General features: G+C 63.6%; 19 protein-coding genes. 11 read left to right on the top strand and 8 right to left on the bottom strand.

The genetic code is table 11. The features are described 5' to 3' along the window. Positions 1–177: 177 nt before the first annotated feature. The 4 genes from AABA34_RS12540 to AABA34_RS12525 all read right to left on the bottom strand — a co-directional run bounded on the left by AABA34_RS12540 (position 178) and on the right by AABA34_RS12525 (position 4395). Positions 178–843 (bottom strand): glutathione S-transferase, encoded by a 666-nt coding sequence (locus tag AABA34_RS12540; protein WP_338302895.1) that lies wholly within the window; start codon positions 841–843, stop codon positions 178–180. Further along, positions 836–1777 (bottom strand): oxygen-dependent tRNA uridine(34) hydroxylase TrhO, encoded by a 942-nt coding sequence (trhO, locus tag AABA34_RS12535; RefSeq protein ID WP_338302894.1) that lies wholly within the window; start codon positions 1775–1777, stop codon positions 836–838. The genes AABA34_RS12540 and trhO overlap by 8 nt, the downstream gene beginning before the upstream one ends. Positions 1778–2174: 397 nt before the next feature. Beyond that, a complete protein-coding gene (locus tag AABA34_RS12530; protein ID WP_338302893.1) occupies positions 2175–3254 on the bottom strand; it encodes a branched-chain amino acid aminotransferase in 1080 nt (359 codons plus the stop codon). 538 nt (positions 3255–3792) lie between these two features. Next, positions 3793–4395, bottom strand: a complete 603-nt coding sequence (locus AABA34_RS12525; RefSeq protein ID WP_338302892.1) for a hypothetical protein — start codon at positions 4393–4395, stop codon at positions 3793–3795. 34 nt (positions 4396–4429) lie between these two features. On the opposite strand from AABA34_RS12525, the gene AABA34_RS12520 reads away from it, so the two are divergent. After that, complete coding sequence (locus AABA34_RS12520) at positions 4430–5185, top strand: TlyA family RNA methyltransferase (RefSeq protein WP_338302891.1); 756 nt, start codon at positions 4430–4432, stop codon at positions 5183–5185. Positions 5186–5292: 107 nt separating this feature from the next. Here the strand turns inward: AABA34_RS12520 and AABA34_RS12515 are convergent, their stop codons facing one another. Together AABA34_RS12515 and AABA34_RS12510 are read right to left on the bottom strand one after the other, a co-directional pair. Next, entirely contained in the window at positions 5293–5946 is a 654-nt protein-coding gene (locus AABA34_RS12515) for a DUF6969 family protein (protein WP_034954503.1), read from the bottom strand. Between the two features lie 84 nt (positions 5947–6030). Continuing rightward, complete coding sequence (locus AABA34_RS12510) at positions 6031–6348, bottom strand: hypothetical protein (protein ID WP_338302890.1); 318 nt, start codon at positions 6346–6348, stop codon at positions 6031–6033. Between the two features lie 388 nt (positions 6349–6736). Here AABA34_RS12510 and AABA34_RS12505 point away from each other — a divergent pair, with 388 nt between their 5' ends. The 6 genes from AABA34_RS12505 to AABA34_RS12480 all read left to right on the top strand — a co-directional run bounded on the left by AABA34_RS12505 (position 6737) and on the right by AABA34_RS12480 (position 12492). Continuing rightward, positions 6737–7285 carry a TspO/MBR family protein gene (locus AABA34_RS12505; protein WP_338302889.1) on the top strand — a complete coding sequence of 183 codons (549 nt, stop codon included), beginning with the start codon at positions 6737–6739 and terminating at the stop codon, positions 7283–7285. A 79-nt stretch (positions 7286–7364) separates the two neighbouring features. Continuing rightward, positions 7365–7613 carry an accessory factor UbiK family protein gene (locus AABA34_RS12500; protein ID WP_034954500.1) on the top strand — a complete coding sequence of 83 codons (249 nt, stop codon included), beginning with the start codon at positions 7365–7367 and terminating at the stop codon, positions 7611–7613. Positions 7614–7710: 97 nt separating this feature from the next. Continuing rightward, positions 7711–9699 (top strand): S9 family peptidase, encoded by a 1989-nt coding sequence (locus AABA34_RS12495; protein WP_338302888.1) that lies wholly within the window; start codon positions 7711–7713, stop codon positions 9697–9699. Positions 9700–9719: 20 nt separating this feature from the next. Then, positions 9720–10325 (top strand): DNA repair protein RecO, encoded by a 606-nt coding sequence (gene recO / locus AABA34_RS12490; RefSeq protein ID WP_338302887.1) that lies wholly within the window; start codon positions 9720–9722, stop codon positions 10323–10325. A 4-nt stretch (positions 10326–10329) separates the two neighbouring features. After that, complete coding sequence (gene leuB, locus AABA34_RS12485; protein ID WP_338302886.1) at positions 10330–11394, top strand: 3-isopropylmalate dehydrogenase; 1065 nt, start codon at positions 10330–10332, stop codon at positions 11392–11394. A gap of 12 nt (positions 11395–11406) precedes the next feature. Then, on the top strand, positions 11407–12492 hold the full coding sequence (locus tag AABA34_RS12480) for a glycosyltransferase family 2 protein (RefSeq protein ID WP_338302884.1): 1086 nt from the start codon (positions 11407–11409) through the stop codon (positions 12490–12492). On the opposite strand, the gene AABA34_RS12475 is transcribed toward AABA34_RS12480, so the two are convergent. Together AABA34_RS12475 and AABA34_RS12470 are read right to left on the bottom strand one after the other, a co-directional pair. Next, complete coding sequence (locus tag AABA34_RS12475) at positions 12489–13832, bottom strand: phospholipid carrier-dependent glycosyltransferase (RefSeq protein ID WP_338302883.1); 1344 nt, start codon at positions 13830–13832, stop codon at positions 12489–12491. The two genes, AABA34_RS12480 and AABA34_RS12475, sit on opposite strands and share 4 nt — an antisense overlap. Positions 13833–13876: 44 nt before the next feature. Continuing rightward, positions 13877–14266: a hypothetical protein gene (locus AABA34_RS12470; protein ID WP_338302882.1), complete on the bottom strand. Its 390-nt coding sequence runs from the start codon at positions 14264–14266 to the stop codon at positions 13877–13879. Positions 14267–14342: 76 nt separating this feature from the next. Between AABA34_RS12470 and AABA34_RS12465 the strand changes: the two genes are divergently transcribed. From AABA34_RS12465 to AABA34_RS12450, 4 genes are all read left to right on the top strand, one after another. Beyond that, the gene (locus AABA34_RS12465; protein ID WP_338302880.1) at positions 14343–14903 is read left to right on the top strand and encodes a TetR/AcrR family transcriptional regulator; all 561 of its coding nucleotides are present in this window, start codon (positions 14343–14345) and stop codon (positions 14901–14903) included. A gap of 11 nt (positions 14904–14914) precedes the next feature. After that, a complete protein-coding gene (locus tag AABA34_RS12460; RefSeq protein WP_338302879.1) occupies positions 14915–16132 on the top strand; it encodes a trans-sulfuration enzyme family protein in 1218 nt (405 codons plus the stop codon). Positions 16133–16450: 318 nt separating this feature from the next. Next, positions 16451–17989: a SulP family inorganic anion transporter gene (locus AABA34_RS12455; RefSeq protein ID WP_338302878.1), complete on the top strand. Its 1539-nt coding sequence runs from the start codon at positions 16451–16453 to the stop codon at positions 17987–17989. 148 nt (positions 17990–18137) lie between these two features. Then, positions 18138–18758 (top strand): 2-hydroxychromene-2-carboxylate isomerase, encoded by a 621-nt coding sequence (locus AABA34_RS12450; protein ID WP_338302877.1) that lies wholly within the window; start codon positions 18138–18140, stop codon positions 18756–18758. The last annotated feature ends 30 nt before the right edge of the window (positions 18759–18788 follow it).

The following is an 18788-nucleotide window of genomic DNA, read 5'->3' as shown; positions in this document are numbered from 1 at the left end:
AGCGGCGCAACGCTGTCCAGCGCGGCTCTTGGCGCAACCGCCTGCGGCGGCGGGCCGGAAAGCCCCGATTTCCGCGTTGCGCGTCGGTCACGATGCTACTGCATCGCTCCCTCCTTGCGCCTCGAACTCGAAGCTTTTCGGCTCCGTCCAGATGACCCGGAATGGTCGGAAACCGCTCTAAGGCCCAAACAGCACCGGTTCGTCACCCGCTTTCCAGGGCGCGAATTTGGGCATCACGCTTGCGAACAGCTCTGACGCGAGATGCCCTTCGAGCCATTCCTGCACATGCGGCAGCCCCTGCGCGTCGAACCATTCGCGGTCGGTGTTGGCGAATTGCCGGACGAAGGGAAACAGCGCGATATCGGCGAGCGTCCGGCTGTCGCCGCACAACTGCCCGCTGCTGCCCAGCCGCGCATCGAGATCGTGCAGCACCGCCAGCCCGTGAGTGCGGTGATCGAGGCGGAATGTCTCCTCGTCCCCGCCGGCCTCATCGGGATAGCGGGTCGGGTATTTGTAGCGATCAAGCGCGCGTTTGAACGGCCCGTCATTGCGGGCGATCAGCGCCTCGTCATCGCCCGCCAGCCAGCCTTCAGGATCGTTGCGGTGCAGCGCCCAGCGCATGATGGCGAGGCTTTCGTCGATCACCGAACCATCCCGGAAATCGAGCACCGGAACCGTCCCCTTGGGACTGGCTTCGAGCATTTCGGGCGGCTTGGCGGCGAGCTTCACCTCGCGCAGTTCCACCGTTTCCCCCGCGATCCACAGCGCCATGCGCGCACGCATCGCATAGGGGCAGCGACGGAAGGAGTAGAGGACAGGAACAGAGGGCGCGGTTTCAGTCATCCTCTGGAGTGAACGTCGCGCCGACATGATGGGTTCCGCGTTTGCGGGCGAGCGCTTCCTGCCGCTGGCGTTCGCGGTAGCGCGCGCGCTGTTCCTCGGTGCGCTCGTCGATGCAATGCGGGCAACTGACGCCTTCCTCGAAATGGGGATGCGCCATGTCTTCGGCGGAGACCGGGCGGCGGCAGGCGCGGCACAGGCCGTATTCGCCCGGCTCCAGCCCGTGGCGCACCGTCACCCGCTCATCAAAGACGAAGCAGTCGCCCTGCCACTTGCTTTCCTCGGGCGGCACTTCCTCCAGATACTTGAGGATGCCGCCTTTCAGGTGGAACACGTCCTCTATCCCTTCGGCGCGCAGAAAACTGGTCGATTTCTCGCAGCGGATGCCGCCAGTGCAGAACATGGCGACGCGCTTCTTGCCGGTGAGCAATTCCTCGCGGTGTTCCCGAAACCACTTGGGAAAGTCGCGGAAGGATTGGGTGGCCGGATCAACCGCGCCTTCGAATGTGCCGACGGCGACTTCGTAATCATTGCGCGTGTCGATCACCACGGTGTCGGGATCGGAGATCAGCGCGTTCCAGTCCTGCGGATCGACATAGCGCCCGACGCTGTGGCGCGGATCGATATCGGGCTGCCCCATGGTGACGATCTCGCGCTTCAGCCGCACCTTCATGCGGTGGAACGGCATTTCGGGTGCGTGCGAGAATTTGACCTCGGTATCGGCGCAACCGGGCAGTTGGCGGATATGATCGAGCACGGCGGCAATGGCGTTGTCGGTTCCCGCAATGGTGCCGTTGATGCCCTCGTTTGCGAGCAGGAGCGTGCCCTTGACGCCAACCTCTTCGCATGCGGCAAGCAGCGGAGCGCGCAAAGCGGCAGGGTCGCCGAAGGGCGTAAACTTGTAGAGCGCGGCGACTTGGATTTCGCTAGGAATCATCAGAGTTCCTCCTGCTACAGCCTTCAGGCGTTGCGCGTGCGTTGGTTCCTTGACGGATGACTATAATGGTTTGCCCGACTTCGCAGTTTGCGATGTTCTTTTTTGCAATCCCAATATTGAATTCGAAACCCTGCTCATTGCGAGTGCGGACATAGGTCCAGGTTGGATCTCGGTGAAGCGAAGGAGCCTTGTGACTGAAACTGCTGCCGACCCGAACGACGGTGTGGGTTTCTTCTATTTCGGGTTGAAGTTCGCCGAGCTTGTCTCGCAGGACTGGCCCACCTTCAACCACTAGAATTGCAGCGATGCCGAACAAACTGAATAGTGCCATCAGCATTACCCATGGCGGCTTCGAATGAAACCAAGCTTTGGCTGCTTTCCATGGGTTAGCCACTTATCAAACCCGCATCACCCAGCCGTGCTTGTCCTCCACAGCGCCATTCTGCACGCCGGTCAGCTTCTCGCGCATTTTCTGCGCCATCTGGCCGATGCCGCCGGTGCCGATGGTGAATTCTCCTGCGGGTGAAGCCACCGTGCCGACGGGCGTGACAACAGCCGCCGTGCCGCAAGCCAAGGTTTCGAGCAGTTCGCCGCTCTCCGCTTCCTCGCGCCACTGGGCGATGGAGTAAGGCTCCTCGCGCACCTCAAGCCCTTCCTCGCGCAGCATCGCGATCAGGCTGTCGCGGGTGATGCCGGGCAGGATCGTGCCGGTGAGCGGCGGGGTGATGACGCTGCCGTCGCGGCGCACGAAGAACAGGTTCATTCCGCCCAGTTCCTCGACCCACTTTTTCTCCGCCGCATCAAGGAACACGACCTGATCGCAGCCATGCGCGATCGCTTCGGCCTGCGGGACAAGGCTGGCCGCGTAATTGCCGCCGGTCTTGGCCGCGCCGGTGCCGCCGGGGGCCGCGCGCACGTAATCCTGCGAAACCCAGATCCTCACCGGGTTCACGCCGCCCTTGAAGTAATTGCCGCTGGAGACGAGGATCACTACGAATTTGTACTGCTTCGCCGGACGCACGCCCAGGAACGCTTCGGATGCGAACATGAAGGGGCGGATGTAGAGCGAGCCGCCTTCGACGCTGGGCATCCAGTCCGCATCGGTCTTCACCGCGAGCCGCACGGCTTCGAGGAACAGTTCCTCCGGGATTTCCGGCATGGCCATGCGCCGGGCCGAGGCGTTGAAACGGCGCGCGTTTTCCTCCGGCCGGAACAGCGCGAAGCTGCCGTCGGGGTGCTTGTACGCCTTCATCCCTTCGAAGATTTCCTGCGCGTAATGCAGCACCGATGCCGCCGGATCGAGCGGGATCGGCTGGCGCGGGCCGATCTGCGCATTGTGCCAGCCGCCCGCATCCTCATCATAGTCGATGGTGACCATGTGATCGGTGAAGACCTTGCCGAAGCCGGGATCGGCAATCGCTGCCGTGCGAACGTCATCGGGCGTGGGCGAAGGGTGCGGGATCGTCTCGAATTGCATGGGGATGCGATTAGTAAGGAGCGGCCTCGAGGGCAAGAATATTGGGAACGGCGCCTTTGTCTTGCGATTGCCCATCCGGGCAATCGCAACCACAAAAATGAAAAGGGCAGCTCCGCCCGTCGGGGAACTGCCCTTTGCATGGTCAGCGGCGGTAAGCGCCGCTCACGAAGTCTTACTCGGTAGTCGAAATTACCGAATATACCTCGCGCGGAAACTTGCCGACCTCTCTACTGAACCATGAGACATCGGATCACCTCCTTTCGCGCTTGTGTGCCAAGACCCAAACCGTATCACCGGGGGCCGAGAGCCGCGTTCGCCGCTGGCCTCATGCATATATTTGAGTCGTTGCGGGCCTATACACAAGACTTGAATTATAGTTTTCCCACGTCATACTTGCCTGCTGTTGCGCCACACGCGCCGCGCCGTCGCCCGAGGGGAAACCCCGGGCGTTTTTCGTGCCTGTTGGCAGGGTGTGGAAAGGCTGCGCACAACCCTGTGGATATTAACGTATAGAATCGGGGAGGGAGGTGAGTTCAATTCACCTACAATCTTCGATCACCCGGCTCACTTCGACCCATGCGGGCAGGTAAAGCGTGCGCTCGCCTTCGATCTCCACGGCAAAGCGGCCCTTGGTGATCGCCATCGCGTCGAGCAGCGGATCGTTGCCCGCGATCGTCACCGATGCGCTGCCGGGCATCGTCTCCCACATTTCCATCCCCTTGGTCAGGCCGGTGCGGCGCAGGCGGGCGACGGCGGCCAGCTGGGTGCTGCGCGTTTCGGTGGTGATCTTCATCGCACGCGGCCCCTCTCCGGTGGTGGCGCGATCCATCAGTATGTTGGGATTGCGCGGGCCGGGGCAGGTGATCACGAACAGCGCCTCGTCTCCGGGTCCGACAAACACCGCGCGCGATCCGAACCGGTCAGCGAAATAACGCCAGTCGCCCGGCGTCTGCGGCGCGTCGAGATAATTGTCATAACGCGGCTCCTGCACCACGGGCGGCGGAGCCGGCGAGGGTGTGGGCGTCGGAGCGGGGCGCACCACCGGCGGGGGTGTCGGCGCGGGCGGGGGCGCGGAAACGCAGGCGGCAAGGCCGAAAGTCAGGGCAAGGGCGGCGGCGGTGCGGGCGTAGACGGCTTTCATGCCGCATAAATGCGCGCTAACGGCTGAAGCGTCCATGACCAAGCTTGCGAAATCCTCGAAAAAGAAGCGCGTCGATCACCTGCTGGTCGAACGCGACCTTGCCGAAAGCCGCACCCGCGCACAGGCGTTGGTGATGGCGGGGCTGGTGTTTTCGGGCGAGGAAAAGATCGCCAAGCCGGGGCAGCAGATCGCCGAGGATGCGCCATTGGAAGTGCGCGGGCGCGATCATCCCTGGGTCAGCCGGGGCGGGATCAAGCTGGCGCATGCGATCGAACACTTCGGCCTAATTCCGACAGGCGCGGTGGCGATGGATATCGGCAGTTCGACCGGCGGCTTTACCGATGTGCTGCTCACCCAAGGGGCGGAGCACGTCTTCGCGGTGGATTCGGGGACCAACCAGCTCGCGTGGAAACTGCGGCAGGATGAACGCGTCACGGTGCTGGAACAGACCAGTGCGCGCATCCTCACCCGCGATCACATCACCCGCGATTGCAACTGGGTGGTGTGCGATGCGAGCTTCATCAGCCTTTCCAAAGTGCTGGAGGTTCCGCTTGCGTTGGCGGCGCGGGAATGCCGTCTGGTCGCTCTGATCAAGCCGCAATTCGAAGTCGCCCGCGAGGAAGTGGGCAAGGGCGGAGTGGTGCGCGACGCCGCCCTGCACCAACGCGTGTGCGACGAGGTTTCTCAATGGCTGCAAGGGCTTGGGTGGGATATCGAAGGGATCGTCGAAAGTCCGATCACCGGCCCTCAGGGGAACGTGGAGTTCCTGGTTTCGGCGCGTAGGGAATAGTCTGCTCCATCGGGCCGCAGGCCCGCAAGGCCGACCGGCCGCCCGCAGCGACGCGACCTTCAGGTCGCATGAGCGAGGATTTCGCACGCCGGATGGCGTGCGGGAAATCAGATATCCAGCGAACTCAGCTTCGCGTCCAGATCAATCGGGATCTGGGACAGCACTTCGACGCCGCTTGCCTTGGTGTAGGCTTTGTCCCCGAATTCGGCGACCAGTTCGGCCTGCCGCGCATCGCGTTCGCGGATCAGTTCGGCGATCTCGTCACGATAAAGTGCCACCATCGCGGTGACGAAACGGTTGACCAGATCATCCTCCGCCGTGTGATCGACGTTGAAGTCGGGCAGGTGCTCGATCATCACATCGGCGGGATAGAGGAATTCATTGGTCACGAAGTGGTTCACGGTGAACCAGCTGCGCGGAATGCCCTGCGTGTCGATCGACAGGGCGATCAGATGGGTGACGTGCGCCTTGGCCTTTTCGCCCAGCGGCGGCCAGACTTTCGGCTCCAGCCCTTCGGGCAATTGGGTGCGGTGGAGGAACAGGTGGAAATGCCCGTGTTCGTCCGCATCCCGGCTGCCGGCGGCATGGACATGGTAATACCAGCGCGATTTGCAGAATTTGTCGCGCGCGTCCTTTTCCGGATAATGCTTCCAGAACTTCGCGCCGTCTTCGGGCACGACGCGCAGCATGAGCGGTTTACGCTCCTGCGCCATCTGGGTGATGGTTTCGATTACGGTGTGAGCTGCTTCGACTGGGGTCATGGGCGTGGGGCTTAACAGAACCTTTGTTAAGTTACAGTGATTTGGATCAAACAGTTTGGATTTTTCGAAGTCAGCGGGCCTGAATCATCGGGCCTGAATCAAAACGACCGATGGCAACCTTGGCTGCCATCGGTCGCATGAAAACGCTTTTGCGTCGGTAAGCTTAGGCAGCTTCGCAAGCAGCAGCTTCGCAGCCTTCGGCGGCGCAGCATGCAGCAGCTTCACAACCTTCAGCTGCGCAGCAAGCAGCAGCTTCGCAACCTTCAGCGGCAGCTTCACAGCCAGCAGCGGCGCATTCAGCCACAGCGGTGGTGTCTGCGTCGGTTGCAGCTTCTTCAGCCGGAGCCGAGCAAGCAGCGGTTGCGAGAGCGAGGCCACCCGAAACGGCGAGCAGCGATGCAAAGTTGGTCTTTTTCATTAAAAAGTTCCCCTCATCGGCATTGCACCTTTTGCAAAGCGCGGTGCCAGTTGGTTGAGTGAGGCGCGCGAGTGGAAGTTCCTGCCGAAAAGCGCCCCGAATCACGGCAAGAATGTGGCGACGCTATCACAATGACGCGAAAGCGCGAATGCCTTTAATGATGTTTCGCGAGATTGGCGGGTTTCTATACCGAAAATTGCGTAGGTTTGTGTCCCGTTATGCATAGCCGCCCTTGGACAATTTGCGCAAAAACCCCGCTGGTGTATCGCCATCCGCATGAAAAGGGCCGCCGAATCGGGTGCGCCGACATGAGAACGGGTTGACGAAATATCCGGAGCGGCGCGAAGCGCGCCTTGCCGGTCAGGAGAGACGATGAACTTTCTTGCTTCGAAAGCGCAATTGCGGGCGAGTTTCCTGCGCTGGGCGCTGTTCTTGGTGCCGCTCATCGTCCTGCTGGGCTTTACCGCCGGTCAGTTCGGCAGCCCGCAAACCGCGTGGTTCCAGGGGCTGGTAAAGCCGGCGATCTTCCCGCCCACCATGTGGTTCGGCATCGTCTGGAGCGTCCTGTACGTGATGATCGGCCTGTCGCTGGCGCTGGTGGTGAGCGCATGGGGCGCGGCAGGACGGGGCGTGGCGATCATCGTCTTCGCCATCCATTTCATCGGCAATCTGGCATGGACCCCGGTGTTCTTCGGCATGCAGAACATGTGGGGCGGGCTGTATGTGCTGATCTACGCCGTGATAACGCTGATCGCGGTGATCGCGGTGTTCTGGCGGGTACGCCGGGTCGCGGCCTTGCTGCTTATCCCCTATCTCGCATGGGCCAGTTTCGCGACGGTGCTGAACTACCAGTTCATCGTCGAAAACCCCGATGGCGGAACCCCTGCGGAAGAAGGCGCGGTGGAGCGGATAGAGCTTTAGTTTTTCACGCTTGCCCTTGCGCCGCATTGGCGACGTTTGGGACTGGACAAATCGTCCCTGCGCGACCAAATCAACCACCATGCAAAGCGAAAACCCGATCATCGCCGACTTCGTAAAACTCGCCAACAGCGCGGCAGGCACCATGGCCGGCATGACGCGTGAAGCGCGTGAGAACGCCCGCGAAAAACTGCGCGAGGCGATGGGCGGCATGGATTACGTCACCCGCGAGGAATTCGAGACGGTCAAGGCGATGGCGCAAAAGGCGCGCGAACAGGCCGACGCTCTCGAAGCCAAGCTGGCCGCGCTTGAGGCAAAGCTGGGCAAGTAAGCCCGCGCAAACCTCGCCCCCTGCGGCGCAGGATTGCCAACCCACACCGATCCTATAATCTCTGCGGCCTGTCGTATCAGCCGCAAGAGGTTCCTTCATGCTTCGCACCGTCCTGCTTTCGTCCGCCGCAGCCCTTGCGGCCTTCGCGCCGTTCCATGCCCATGCGCAGGAAGAGACATTCGGCGGGGCCAAGGGCGCGGACATGTCGATCGAGGCGATGGAGCCGGACGGCGGCGCGATCACCATCGGGCGCGCGGGCGAATATCCGGCTGATATAGCGCGCTATCTGCTCGCCAGCGGGCCGGGTGCGGCCAACCTTTCGCCCGACGGGAAAACCATCGCCTTTGCCTGGGACGTAACCGGGGAAAGCGAATTGTGGGTGATGCCGGCGACCGGTGGACAGCCCCGGCAGGTAACGTTCAAGACCGGCGTGTTCGCCCCGCGCTGGACTCCGGACGGATCGGCGCTGTTTTATTCGGCTGACCGCGACGGCAATGAACAGCCCGGCTATTTCACCATCACGCCCGACGGCAGCACCGAAACCGAAGTGCTGCCCGCAGCGCGCGGCGATTTCCGCATTTTCGGCGATTTCGCCGCCGACGGCAGCTTCGTCTACGCCTCCACCGCGCGCGGGACGGGCGTGTTCGACATCTATCGCGGCACCATGTCGGGTGAGAGCGAACTGATCGTCGAAAGCGAACTGGGCCTTGCCGCCCGCTCGATCTCGCCTGACGGCAAATACGCGCTGGTGACGGAAACGGTGGGAGAAGATGCCGACAATCTCTACCTCCTCGATCTCGCCACGAAGGAGATGACCACGATCTCCAAGCCTCCGGTTGAGGATCGCGCCAGCCACACGCTCGGCGGCTTTGCCTGGAAAGGGGATTCGAGCGCCTTTGCCTTTTCCACCAATGTCGGCCGCGAATTCGGCGCGCTGACGGTCTATCGGATTGACGAAGCCGAATTCCAGATGGTCGAGCCGTCCGACGCCGATGTCGAGAATGTCGAGGTCTGCGGCGCGGACGGGGAAATCATCGCCTACACCGAAAACCGCGACGGCTTCGACACGCTGCGGCTGCGCAATGCGGGTGATGGCAGCGATCTGCCCGTGCCAGCCCTGCCCGAAGGCAAATACCAGCTCGATTGCGAAGGCGACGAGGACCCGATGCTGATGGTGCGGGTCAACGGATGGCAGACGCCGGGTGAAATCTGGATGATCGACCCGGTCGAAGGGACGGGCGAGAAAGTCTTTGCCGCGAACCTTGCCGGGCTCGATCCCGCCCGGCTCGTGCGGCCGCAGGTGGTGCGTTATCCGGCGCGTGACGGGGTGGAGTTGCAGGGTCTGCTCTATCTGCCCGAAGGCGCAGGGAAGGGTGCGGATGCCCCTCCGGTGATTTTCGACGTGCACGGCGGGCCTTCGGGGCAATCGATGGCGACGTTCGATCCGGTAACGCAATATCACGTCGCGCGCGGCGTGGCGGTGTTCCAGCCGAACGTGCGCGGTTCGACCGGGCTTGGCCGGACCTATTCGACCCTCGACGACCGGGAAAAGCGGCTCGATTCGATCAGCGATCTGGTCGATCTGAAGGCGGCGCTGGCGGCTGACGGGCTGATCGACGGTGATCGTGCGGCGGTGATGGGCGGTTCCTATGGCGGCTATGCGGTGAATGCGGTGCTGGCCGAATATCCGGGCGAATTTGCTGCCGGTGTCTCGCTGTTCGGCGTGGCCGACTGGGTCACCGCGCTGGAGGTTGCCTCGCCATCGCTGAAAGCGGCCGACCGGATCGAATATGGCGACATCACCGAACAACGCTGGCGCGATTTCTACAGCGTCAATTCGCCGATCCGCAAAGCCGACCAGATCACCGTGCCGGTGCTGTTCTCACATGGGGTGATGGACCCGCGCATCGACATCTACGAAACCGAGGTGATGGTGAAGACGCTGCGCGCCAACGGGGTGGAGGCACCCTTCATCCGCATCCCGGACGAAGGCCACGGCTGGCGCAAACTGGCCAACCAGCTGTTCTATTTCCGCAAGCAGGCCGAATTCATCGAGGCGCAACTGGGGCTTGCCCAAGGGGAATAATCAGGCGACGGGGGAGGCAGATGAACCTTTCCGCGCCCGCAATCCTCATCGCATCGCGTGCCCACGGCGAAAGCGCCGCAATCGCGCGGCTGCTGACCGAGGAATACGGCCTCGTCGCGGGCTATGTCGCGGGCGGGAGAGGGCGGCAATTGCGCCCGGTGATGATCCCCGGCAATGCGGTGGAGGTGGAACTGCGCGCCCGCTCCGACAGCCAGCTGCCCTTTGCCCGGCTCGAACTCAGCGAAAGCCGAGCCCCGTGGATGACCGAGCCTTTGCCCGCGAGCGCGATCCAGTGGGCCTGCGCGCTCACCGCCAGCACTTTGCCCGAACGCAATCCTTACCCCGCGCTCTATTCCGCGCTTGACGCGCTGCTGACGGCGATCTGCCATGCCCCGTCTGCGCGCGGATGGCTGCCGGCCATGGTCGCATACGAGGCGATGCTGCTGGGCGAGCTGGGGTATGGCGGGCAAAAGCCCGACATGGCGGGGGATTTCGACGCGCAGTTTCAGGCATTCCGCCAGCTTCATCGCCCGATCCGCGATCACCTGCTTGATGGTCGCGCCCGCGATGTTATGGCTGCAAGGGTGACGCTGGGCGATCGCCTTGCGCGGATGGTGGGAGGATGACCACGTGAAGATCGCAATTCTGCCCGGCGACGGGATCGGCCCCGAAGTGACACGCGAAGCGGTGCGCGTGCTCGAAGCATTGGGCCTGCCGGGCCTGATCCTGTTCGAAGGCGATGTCGGCGGCGTCGCTTACAAGCGCCACGGCCATCCTCTGCCCGAAGAAACGCTCACCATCGCCCGTTCCTGCGACGCGGTGCTGTTCGGCGCGGTGGGCGATCCCTCGTGTGACAAGCTTGATCGGCACCTGCGGCCCGAACAGGCGGTGCTGGGCCTGCGCAAGGAATTGGGCCTGTTCGCCAATCTGCGCCCGGCCAAGGTGTTTCCGGGGCTTGAGCACCTTTCCCCGCTGAAGCCGGAAATCGCCCGCGAGCTTGATCTCATCATCGTGCGCGAACTGACGGGCGACGTCTATTTCGGCGACAAGGGCGTGCGCATGGCGAATGACGGCACGCGCGAGGGGTGGGACATGATGAACTACTCCGAAACCGAAGTGCGCCGGATCGCGCTGATCGCGTTTCGCACCGCACGGGCGCGCAACAACAAGCTGCGCGTCACCAGCGTGGACAAGGCCAACGTGCTCGAAACCAGCCAGGTGTGGCGCGATACCGTGATCGAGGCGGCAGGCGCGCATCCCGACATCGCGCTCAGCCACATGTATGTCGACAATGCGGCGATGCAGTTGATCAGCCATCCCGGCAGTTTCGGCGTGGTGCTGACGGGCAATCTGTTCGGCGATATCCTGTCCGACCTCGCCAGCGCGGCGGTCGGTTCGATTGGTCTGCTGGCCAGCGCCTCGCTGGGAGAACGCAGCACCGAATACGGCATGTTCGGCATGTACGAACCGATCCACGGCAGCGCGCCCGATATCGCCGGGCAGGGCGTGGCCAACCCGACGGCGGCGATCCTCTCGGTCGCGATGATGCTGCGTTATTCGTTCAAGCTGGACGATCAGGCAAAGCGGATCGAGACAGCGGTGGAGCGCGCTCTGGCCGATGGTTTCCTTGGCCGCGATCTGGGCGGGGAACATGGCACCGAGGCGATCGGCACGGCGGTGTGCGAGCGGCTCTGATCCGCTTCACCGGTGCTTGATCTTGCAATCATCCTTCCCACGCTGAACGAGCGTGGCAATCTCGCGCCGCTGGTCGCGCGGATCGAGCACGCGCTGGGGCCGGATGGCTGGGAAGTGCTGATCGTCGATGACGACAGCAAGGACGGCACCGCCGACGAAGCGCGCGATCTGGCACTGGCTGACCGGCGCGTGCGGGTGATCCAGCGGATCGGGCGACGCGGGCTTGCCAGCGCGGCGATAGAGGGCTTCTGTGCCACCGCCGCGCCCTTTGCGGCGGTGATGGACGCCGATCACCAGCACGATCCCGCATTGCTGCCGCGAATGCTCGCCGCGCTCAAGGCAGGGGAAGCGCAAATCTGCGTCGCCAGCCGCTTTGCCGAAGGGGCCAGCACCGCCGACTGGGACGAGCCCGAGCGTGAGCGGCTTTCCAGCTTTGCCAACGCCATCGCAAGGCGGATCACCGGGGTAGAGCTAACCGATCCGATGAGCGGGTATTTCATGCTGCCCACGGCGACGGCGCGCGCGCTTGTGCCGCGATTGTCGGGCATCGGGTTCAAGATCCTGCTCGATCTGCTCGCCACCGCCGACAGCCCCATGAAGGTGAAGGAATTTCCCCTGAACTTCTCGAAGCGCCGCGAAGGCGAAAGCAAGCTTGATCGCGCGGTGTTGTTCGATTTTCTGGCCGGGCTTTATGACAAGACCCTGGGCCGGGTGATCCCGACGCGGTTTGCGCTGTTCGGCACCGTGGGCGCATTGGGTGTGGTGGTGCATTATGCGGTGCTGGGCGCGCTGCTGGCAGTGGCGGCGGCGTTCTGGCAGGCGCAACTTGCTGCGGTGATCACCGCGATGAGCTTCAACTTCTGGCTCAACAACTGGCTGACGTACCGCGACAAGCGGCTGAAAGGCTGGGGCGAAGTGCTGCGCGGCTGGGCGGGTTTCTGCCTGACCTGCGCCATTGGGGCCTTCGCCAATGTCGCGGTGGCGACCTTCCTCAACGAACAGGGCGTGTTCTGGGCGCTCGCCGCGCTGGCTGGGATACTGATCGGATCGGTTTGGAATTACGCCCTTAGCAGCCGGTTTGTGTGGGGGCGGTTCTAGCGCCAGCCCGCGATCCATGCCCAATTGGCAAAGCTCATCGGTCCGTCGAGCGCGGAGGCGGACAGCACCTTGTAGAACAGCGCGAAGAAACCCACGCTCGCGGCCAGCACGCCATAGGCCCATGACGCGCGCCCGGCTTCGCGAAGGTCGCTCAACGACAGTGCCAGCGCGGCGAGCAGGAACACGCTGGGCATGACATAGTGGTAATAGAACTGCACCGGCTTGGGCGCGATCAGCCACAGGCCGAGCGTCACGGCATAGCCGGCCACCACCGCCAGTTTTGCCCAGTCGCTGCGCGAAACGCCCGTCAGCAGGCACCACAAGAGCGCGGGCAGGCCCAGCAGCATGGTGATCGGATTGCCGATCAGCATCACCCCGCGCTGCGCCCCGTCGACATTCTCGTAGAGATACCAGATCCCGCGGGTGTTCAGCACCCATTGCGGCCATGTGCTCTGGTAGGCGTGGGGGCTGAGCACTTGCTGTTGCAGGTCCAGCATTTCGCGGTGCAGCCCGATCAGCCCGTTTTCAGCCAGCGGGGAGGGGTGGAATTCGCTCCCCAGCCAGTATCCCGGCGTAAAGGTGAGCGCATAGACCGCCAGCGGCACTATCCCGAGCCACACGAAAGCCTCGATCAGGCTGATCCCCGGCACCGGAATTCCGCGCCTGCTGGTGAACAACCGGCGGCGCCCGGCGGAGAGCCTCGCCGCGAAGAATGTCAGGCCGAACGCCATCGCCAGCGGCACCGCGTTCCATTTCGCGCCCAGCGCGCAGCCGATGGCGATGCCGGTCAGCGCAAGCCGCTTGCGGCCCGTCTCCGGCTCCCTGATCGCGGCGGCGAATTGCCATGCGGCGATCGCCAGAAACGCGACCATGAAGATGTCGAGCATGGCGATGCGGGCATGGATGAACAGGTGGAACCCGGTTGCCAGCAGCACACCGAAAGCAGCGGTGGCGAAGCGATCATGGCTGGCGTGCCACAGCGCGCGCATGCTCGCGCCCACGGCGATTGTCCCGGCGATCAGCGGCATGATCCGCCAGCCCAGCGGATTGTCGCCGAACAGCTCCATGCCGATAGCGATCAGCAGCTTGCCCAGCATCGGGTGTTCGCGATTGTCGTATTCGCCCGTCAGCCCGTTCCACATCTCGATCATCTCGCGCGCGGCGGGCAGATAATGGATCTCGTCGAAATACGGCTTTGTCGGGATCGTCAGGCCGATCGCGGCGACGGCGGCGAACAGCGCGGGGATGACGATACACAAGACCCACGGATCATGCGGATGGGAAGGGGGCAGGGCCGGCGTGTGCGGCGTCGACAAATCGGGAGCGGCGGCCTCTGGCATCGGGTGCGAGGATTAGGGCCGCACCCGATGCCGGGCAAGAGCTTTCAGGCCGGGTTCTTGTGGCTTTCCAGCCAGAACAGCCGCGCGCACATGGCCGTGAGCCCGATGCTGGCGGTGGAGAGGACCAGCAATCCCCACAAGGGCAGGTTCATCCCCGCCTTGCGCGCACGCGGCGCGATGAAGAACAGCGCGATCAGCACCGCAAGGATCAAATCCCACCACACCTGAACGCCCGTCATGTTCTGCGAATGGTTGGTCCAGAACATCGGGATGCCTTCCTGCCAGATCTGTATTCCGGTGTAGGCCGAAAAGCCGCCGCACAGCATCGCGAACAGCAGCACGCTGCCGGTTTCACGCTTGCTTGCCAGAACGGCGACAAAGCCGATCACGGCGACAACGCCGCCGAGGATGAACAGGATTTCGGTGGGGGTCATGCGGGCTTCTCCGGTGATTTTGTAGCGGTTGCTACAGGGCTTGATAGAACGGTGTAGCGTCCGCTACAAGAGGGAAATGTCGAAAACCCAGCTGTCCCGTGAAAACCTCCTGCCGCTGATGGCCGCGCATGTTCTGGCGCAGGGGCTTGGCGGGGCGAGCCTGCGTCCGCTGGCCAAGGCTGCCGGGACGAGCGACCGGATGCTGATCTACCATTTCGGCAACAAGGAGCGGCTGATTGCAGACCTGCTCGAATATGTCGCGCAGGTCTATTCCGAGAGGCTCGATGCAGGCATGGGTCAGGAACGTGCGCTCACCCGGCAGGAGGTCGTCGCGCGGGTGATGGCGCAGGCGGGCGATCCGGCGATGCGTCCGTTCATGGCGCTGTGGTGGGAAATCGTCGCCGGGGCGGCGCGCGGCGTTTCCGGCCATCGCGAGGCGGCCGAAGCAATGATGGCGCGGCTGCTCGAATGGCTCGAAGGGCAGATGCCCGCCGATGATCCCGATCCGGCAGGCGGGGCGCGCTATCTCCTCACCCTGATCGAAGGCAGCCTGATGCTGAGCACTGTCGGCCATGCACGCACCGCGCGTGCAGGATTGCATGCGGCTCTGCTTGCGGGCGGGGCTGAGGGCGACTAATCGGCTCTCCCATGAAGAAGACCACCGGAATGAACCGCGCCGCGACGCGCAACTGGCGACCCGCAACGCAGGCCGTGCGCGGCGGCACATGGCGCAGCGAACATGGCGAGACCTCCGAGGCGCTGTTCCTGTCATCGGGCTACACCTATGACGACGCGCAGACTGTGGCAGACCGGTTTGCGGGCGATGCCGAGGGCATGACCTATTCGCGCCTCCAGAACCCGACGGTGGCGATGCTGGAAGAACGCATCGCGCTGCTTGAAGGAGCGGAAAGCTGCCGCGCCCAGGCCAGCGGCATGGCGGCGATGACGGCGGCCTTGCTGTGCCAGCTTTCCGCAGGCGATCACGTGGTTGCCGCGCGCGCCGCTTTCGGCTCGTGCCGCTGGCTGGTCGATCACCTGCTGCCGCGTTTCGGCATCGAAACCAGCGTGATCGACAGCGCGGTGGACGCCGAATGGGAACAGGCGATCCGGCCCAACACCAAGGTGTTCTTCTTCGAAACCCCGGCCAATCCGACGCTGGACGTGGTGGATCTGAAATTCGTCTGCGATCTGGCCAAGGCGCACGGGATCACCACCGTGGTCGACAACGCCTTTGCCTCGCCCGCGCTGCAACGCCCGCTGGAACTGGGCGCGGATGTGGTCGCCTATTCCGCGACCAAGCTGATGGACGGGCAGGGCCGCGTGCTGGCAGGCGCGATCTGCGGCAGCGAACAATGGATCAACGAAGTGCTGATGCCGTTCCAGCGCAACACCGGGCCGACCATTTCCGCCTTCAACGCGTGGGTGGTTATGAAGGGGCTGGAGACGCTTTCCCTGCGCGCCCATCACCAGAGCCGCAGCGCCGTGGCGCTGGGCGAATTCCTTGAACCGCGGATCGTCAAGGCCGGGGGCGAAATGCGCCATCCGGGCCTCGCCAGCCACCCGCGCCACGCGCTCGCCATTAGCCAGATGGACGCGACCGGGCCGATCTTCGCGTTTGACGTCGGCAGCCGCGAACGCGCCTTTGCGATCCTCGATGCGCTTGAGCTGATCGACATCTCCAACAACATCGGCGATTCGAAGAGCCTGATGTGCCACCCGGCCAGCACCACCCACGCCAACATGGGCGCCGAAGCACGCGCCGAAATGGGCGTGACCGAAGGGCTGCTGCGGATCAACGTCGGTCTGGAAGACATCGCCGACCTGAACGAGGACATGGACCGGGCACTAACCGCTGCGGGGATTTGAGGGTCTTGAAAGAAAAACCGGGGCAGCGCGCGTGGCGCACCACCCCGGTTTCCAAGCACATCCCGCCTTTGCCTTGGGGAAGAGGGGTGCAACCTCGACATGGGGCGCGGGCGTCTGGAACGACAATCAGGAGCCTGTTGGCGAATGCCACACCGGCTGATGATGCAATAGCTATATCCCTGATCTTCCTAACAAACCCGCAGGGAACGGGCCTAACCCGAAATTAACCCTGCGCTTTTCCGGCCGGGGGGCGGTTGTGCAATGCAGCATCACGCTCTAGGGCTGCGCGCTCTCCCCCCTGACTGCCGGACATTCCCGATGACAACCACACGCACCCTTGCGGAAACGATCCGCCGTGATCTGGCCAAGGATCTGGCCAAGGACTGGTTCGCGCAGCCCCGCGCCGATATCCTTGCCGGTATCGTCGTCGCGCTCGCGCTGATCCCCGAGGCGATTGGTTTCGCGCTGATCGCGGGCGTCGATCCCAGCGTCGGGCTGTATGCCAGCGTCGCCATCGCGATGGTCATAGCCTTCACCGGCGGGCGACCCGGCATGATCTCGGCGGCGACGGCGGCTGTGGCGGTGGTCGTCATCCCGCTGGTGCGCGATCACGGGGTCGAATACCTGTTCGCCGCGACCATACTGATGGGCGTGTTTCAGGGGATTGCCGCGCTGCTGCGGCTCGATTTGCTGATGCAGTTCGTCAGCCGCAGCGTCATCACCGGCTTCGTCAACGCGCTCGCGATCCTGATCTTCATGGCGCAGATCCCGCAGTTGATGCCCGGAAATGACGGGGTGGGCCCGTGGACCTGGGCGATGGTCGCGGCGGGGCTGGCGATCATCTACGGCTTCCCGAGGATCACCAAGGCCGTGCCGAGCCCGCTGGTCGCGATCCTGCTGCTGACGGCGGCGACGGTTTACTGGGGCTTGCCGGTCAACAATGTCGCGGGCGAGGGCACGCTGCCCGACGGGTTGCCCATGTTCGCGCTGCCCGACGTGCCGCTGACGTGGGAAACGCTGCGGATCATCGCGCCCTATTCGGCGACGATGGCCGCGGTGGGCCTGCTCGAAAGCCTGCTGACCGCGCAGATCGTCGACGACATGACCCATACCGAAAGCAACAAGCAGCGCGAAAGCGCGGGGCAGGGCGTGGCCAACATCGTCGCCGCCTGTTTTGGCGGGATGGGCGGCTGCGCGATGATCGGGCAATCGGTGATCAACGTCGCCAGCGGCGGGCGCGGGCGGCTGTCCACCTTCACCGCCGGTGCGTTCCTGCTGTTCCTGCTCACCGTGCTGGGCCCGTGGGTGGGTCAGGTGCCGATGCCCGCGCTGGTGGCGGTGATGATCATGGTCAGCATCGGGACCTTTAGCTGGAATTCGATCCCCAACCTGCGCCGCCATCCGTGGACCAGTTCGGTAGTGATGATCGCCACCGTGGTGGTCGTGGTGTGGACGCACGATCTTGCGCTGGGCGTGCTGGCGGGCGTGCTGCTTTCGGGCATTTTCTTCGCGCAAAAGGTGAAGAACCTGTTCTCGGTCGAACGCGTGCGCCGCCCTCACAGCGCGGTCTATGTCGTGACCGGCGAGATATTCTTCGCCAGCGTCGACAAATTCGTCGAGAAGCTCGGCCCCGAAAGCCAGTATGAAGACGCCGCGCACCATGTGGTGATCGACGTGTCCAAGGCGCATTTCTGGGACATTTCGGCGATCGGGGCGCTCGAAAAGGTGATCGAGCGGATGCGCCGCAACGGCCGTCACACCCGCGTTGTGGGGTTGAACGCGGCGAGCGCCGACCTGTTCGACAAATTCGCGCTGGAAGACCGCACGGGGATCGAACTGGGCCTCGCGCCGCACTGATAGTTGCGCTTTCCCATCCGGGAGAGCGCCCTCGGTGCCGTTTCGAACCCTGCGGGTTAGCAACTGCGGGGCGGCCGCTTGGCCTTGCGACACTGCGTGTCGGGGACTACCGACGCTCAGGTACACCTAAGCAAGCGAGACAAATATCATGGCCAATCGCGTCGAACTGATTTTCGATTTTGTCAGCCCCAATGCGTACCTCGTCTGGTGGCCTCTGCGTGATCTGGTCAAGCGCACTGGTGCTGAGCTGGATGTGACGCCGGTGTTCCTCGCCGGGATGCACAAGCTGACAGGCAACGCCCCACCGATGATCCGCAACAAGGATGTGAAGGGCAAGGTCGAATACGACATGCTCGAAATGCAGCGCTTCATCAAAAAGCACCAGCTCGACAAATACCGCCTGCACCCGCAGTTTCCGTTCAATTCCATCACGCTGCAACGCATGCTCTACGCCGCTGATCAGGACGGGCGCGGGGTGCAGTTTGCCGAAAGCCTGCTGCCGGCAATCTGGGAAGACGGGGTGGATGTGCTCAATCCCGAAACGCTGGGCGCGGCCATCGCCGCTGCCGGTTTCGATGCGAAAGACCTGTTCGAGCGCTCGCAGACCGACGAGGTGAAGCAAGGCCTTGCCGCCAACACCGATCACGCGGTCGAACGCGGCGCATTCGGTATCCCGACGATGTTTGTCGGCCCCAAAGGCGGGAAGACGGAGATGTTCTTCGGCAAGGAACGGCTCGCCCAGGTCGAGGAAGAACTGGCCAAGGGATAGCCCTCAGCGGAGCCTTATGGCCGCTCTATA

The organism is Erythrobacter sp. Dej080120_24 (assembly GCF_036322605.1).
GTDB lineage: Bacteria > Pseudomonadota > Alphaproteobacteria > Sphingomonadales > Sphingomonadaceae > Erythrobacter > Erythrobacter aurantius.
The sequence above is the reverse complement of the archived record's forward strand: the minus strand, read 5'-3'. Positions and strand labels throughout refer to the sequence as shown.

What these genes read in the sequence shown, in the direction of transcription:
- AABA34_RS12540 (WP_338302895.1), bottom strand. Translation starts at nt 843, where the DNA reads ATGACTGAAACCGCGCCCTCTGTTCCTGTCCTCTACTCCTTCCGTCGC.
- trhO (WP_338302894.1), bottom strand. Translation starts at nt 1,777, where the DNA reads ATGATTCCTAGCGAAATCCAAGTCGCCGCGCTCTACAAGTTTACGCCC.
- AABA34_RS12530 (WP_338302893.1), bottom strand. Translation starts at nt 3,254, where the DNA reads ATGCAATTCGAGACGATCCCGCACCCTTCGCCCACGCCCGATGACGTT.
- AABA34_RS12525 (WP_338302892.1), bottom strand. Translation starts at nt 4,395, where the DNA reads ATGAAAGCCGTCTACGCCCGCACCGCCGCCGCCCTTGCCCTGACTTTC.
- AABA34_RS12520 (WP_338302891.1), top strand. Translation starts at nt 4,430, where the DNA reads ATGACCAAGCTTGCGAAATCCTCGAAAAAGAAGCGCGTCGATCACCTG.
- AABA34_RS12515 (WP_034954503.1), bottom strand. Translation starts at nt 5,946, where the DNA reads ATGACCCCAGTCGAAGCAGCTCACACCGTAATCGAAACCATCACCCAG.
- AABA34_RS12505 (WP_338302889.1), top strand. Translation starts at nt 6,737, where the DNA reads ATGAACTTTCTTGCTTCGAAAGCGCAATTGCGGGCGAGTTTCCTGCGC.
- AABA34_RS12500 (WP_034954500.1), top strand. Translation starts at nt 7,365, where the DNA reads ATGCAAAGCGAAAACCCGATCATCGCCGACTTCGTAAAACTCGCCAAC.
- AABA34_RS12495 (WP_338302888.1), top strand. Translation starts at nt 7,711, where the DNA reads ATGCTTCGCACCGTCCTGCTTTCGTCCGCCGCAGCCCTTGCGGCCTTC.
- recO (WP_338302887.1), top strand. Translation starts at nt 9,720, where the DNA reads ATGAACCTTTCCGCGCCCGCAATCCTCATCGCATCGCGTGCCCACGGC.
- AABA34_RS12475 (WP_338302883.1), bottom strand. Translation starts at nt 13,832, where the DNA reads ATGCCAGAGGCCGCCGCTCCCGATTTGTCGACGCCGCACACGCCGGCC.
- AABA34_RS12470 (WP_338302882.1), bottom strand. Translation starts at nt 14,266, where the DNA reads ATGACCCCCACCGAAATCCTGTTCATCCTCGGCGGCGTTGTCGCCGTG.
- AABA34_RS12465 (WP_338302880.1), top strand. Translation starts at nt 14,343, where the DNA reads ATGTCGAAAACCCAGCTGTCCCGTGAAAACCTCCTGCCGCTGATGGCC.
- AABA34_RS12460 (WP_338302879.1), top strand. Translation starts at nt 14,915, where the DNA reads ATGAAGAAGACCACCGGAATGAACCGCGCCGCGACGCGCAACTGGCGA.
- AABA34_RS12455 (WP_338302878.1), top strand. Translation starts at nt 16,451, where the DNA reads ATGACAACCACACGCACCCTTGCGGAAACGATCCGCCGTGATCTGGCC.
- AABA34_RS12450 (WP_338302877.1), top strand. Translation starts at nt 18,138, where the DNA reads ATGGCCAATCGCGTCGAACTGATTTTCGATTTTGTCAGCCCCAATGCG.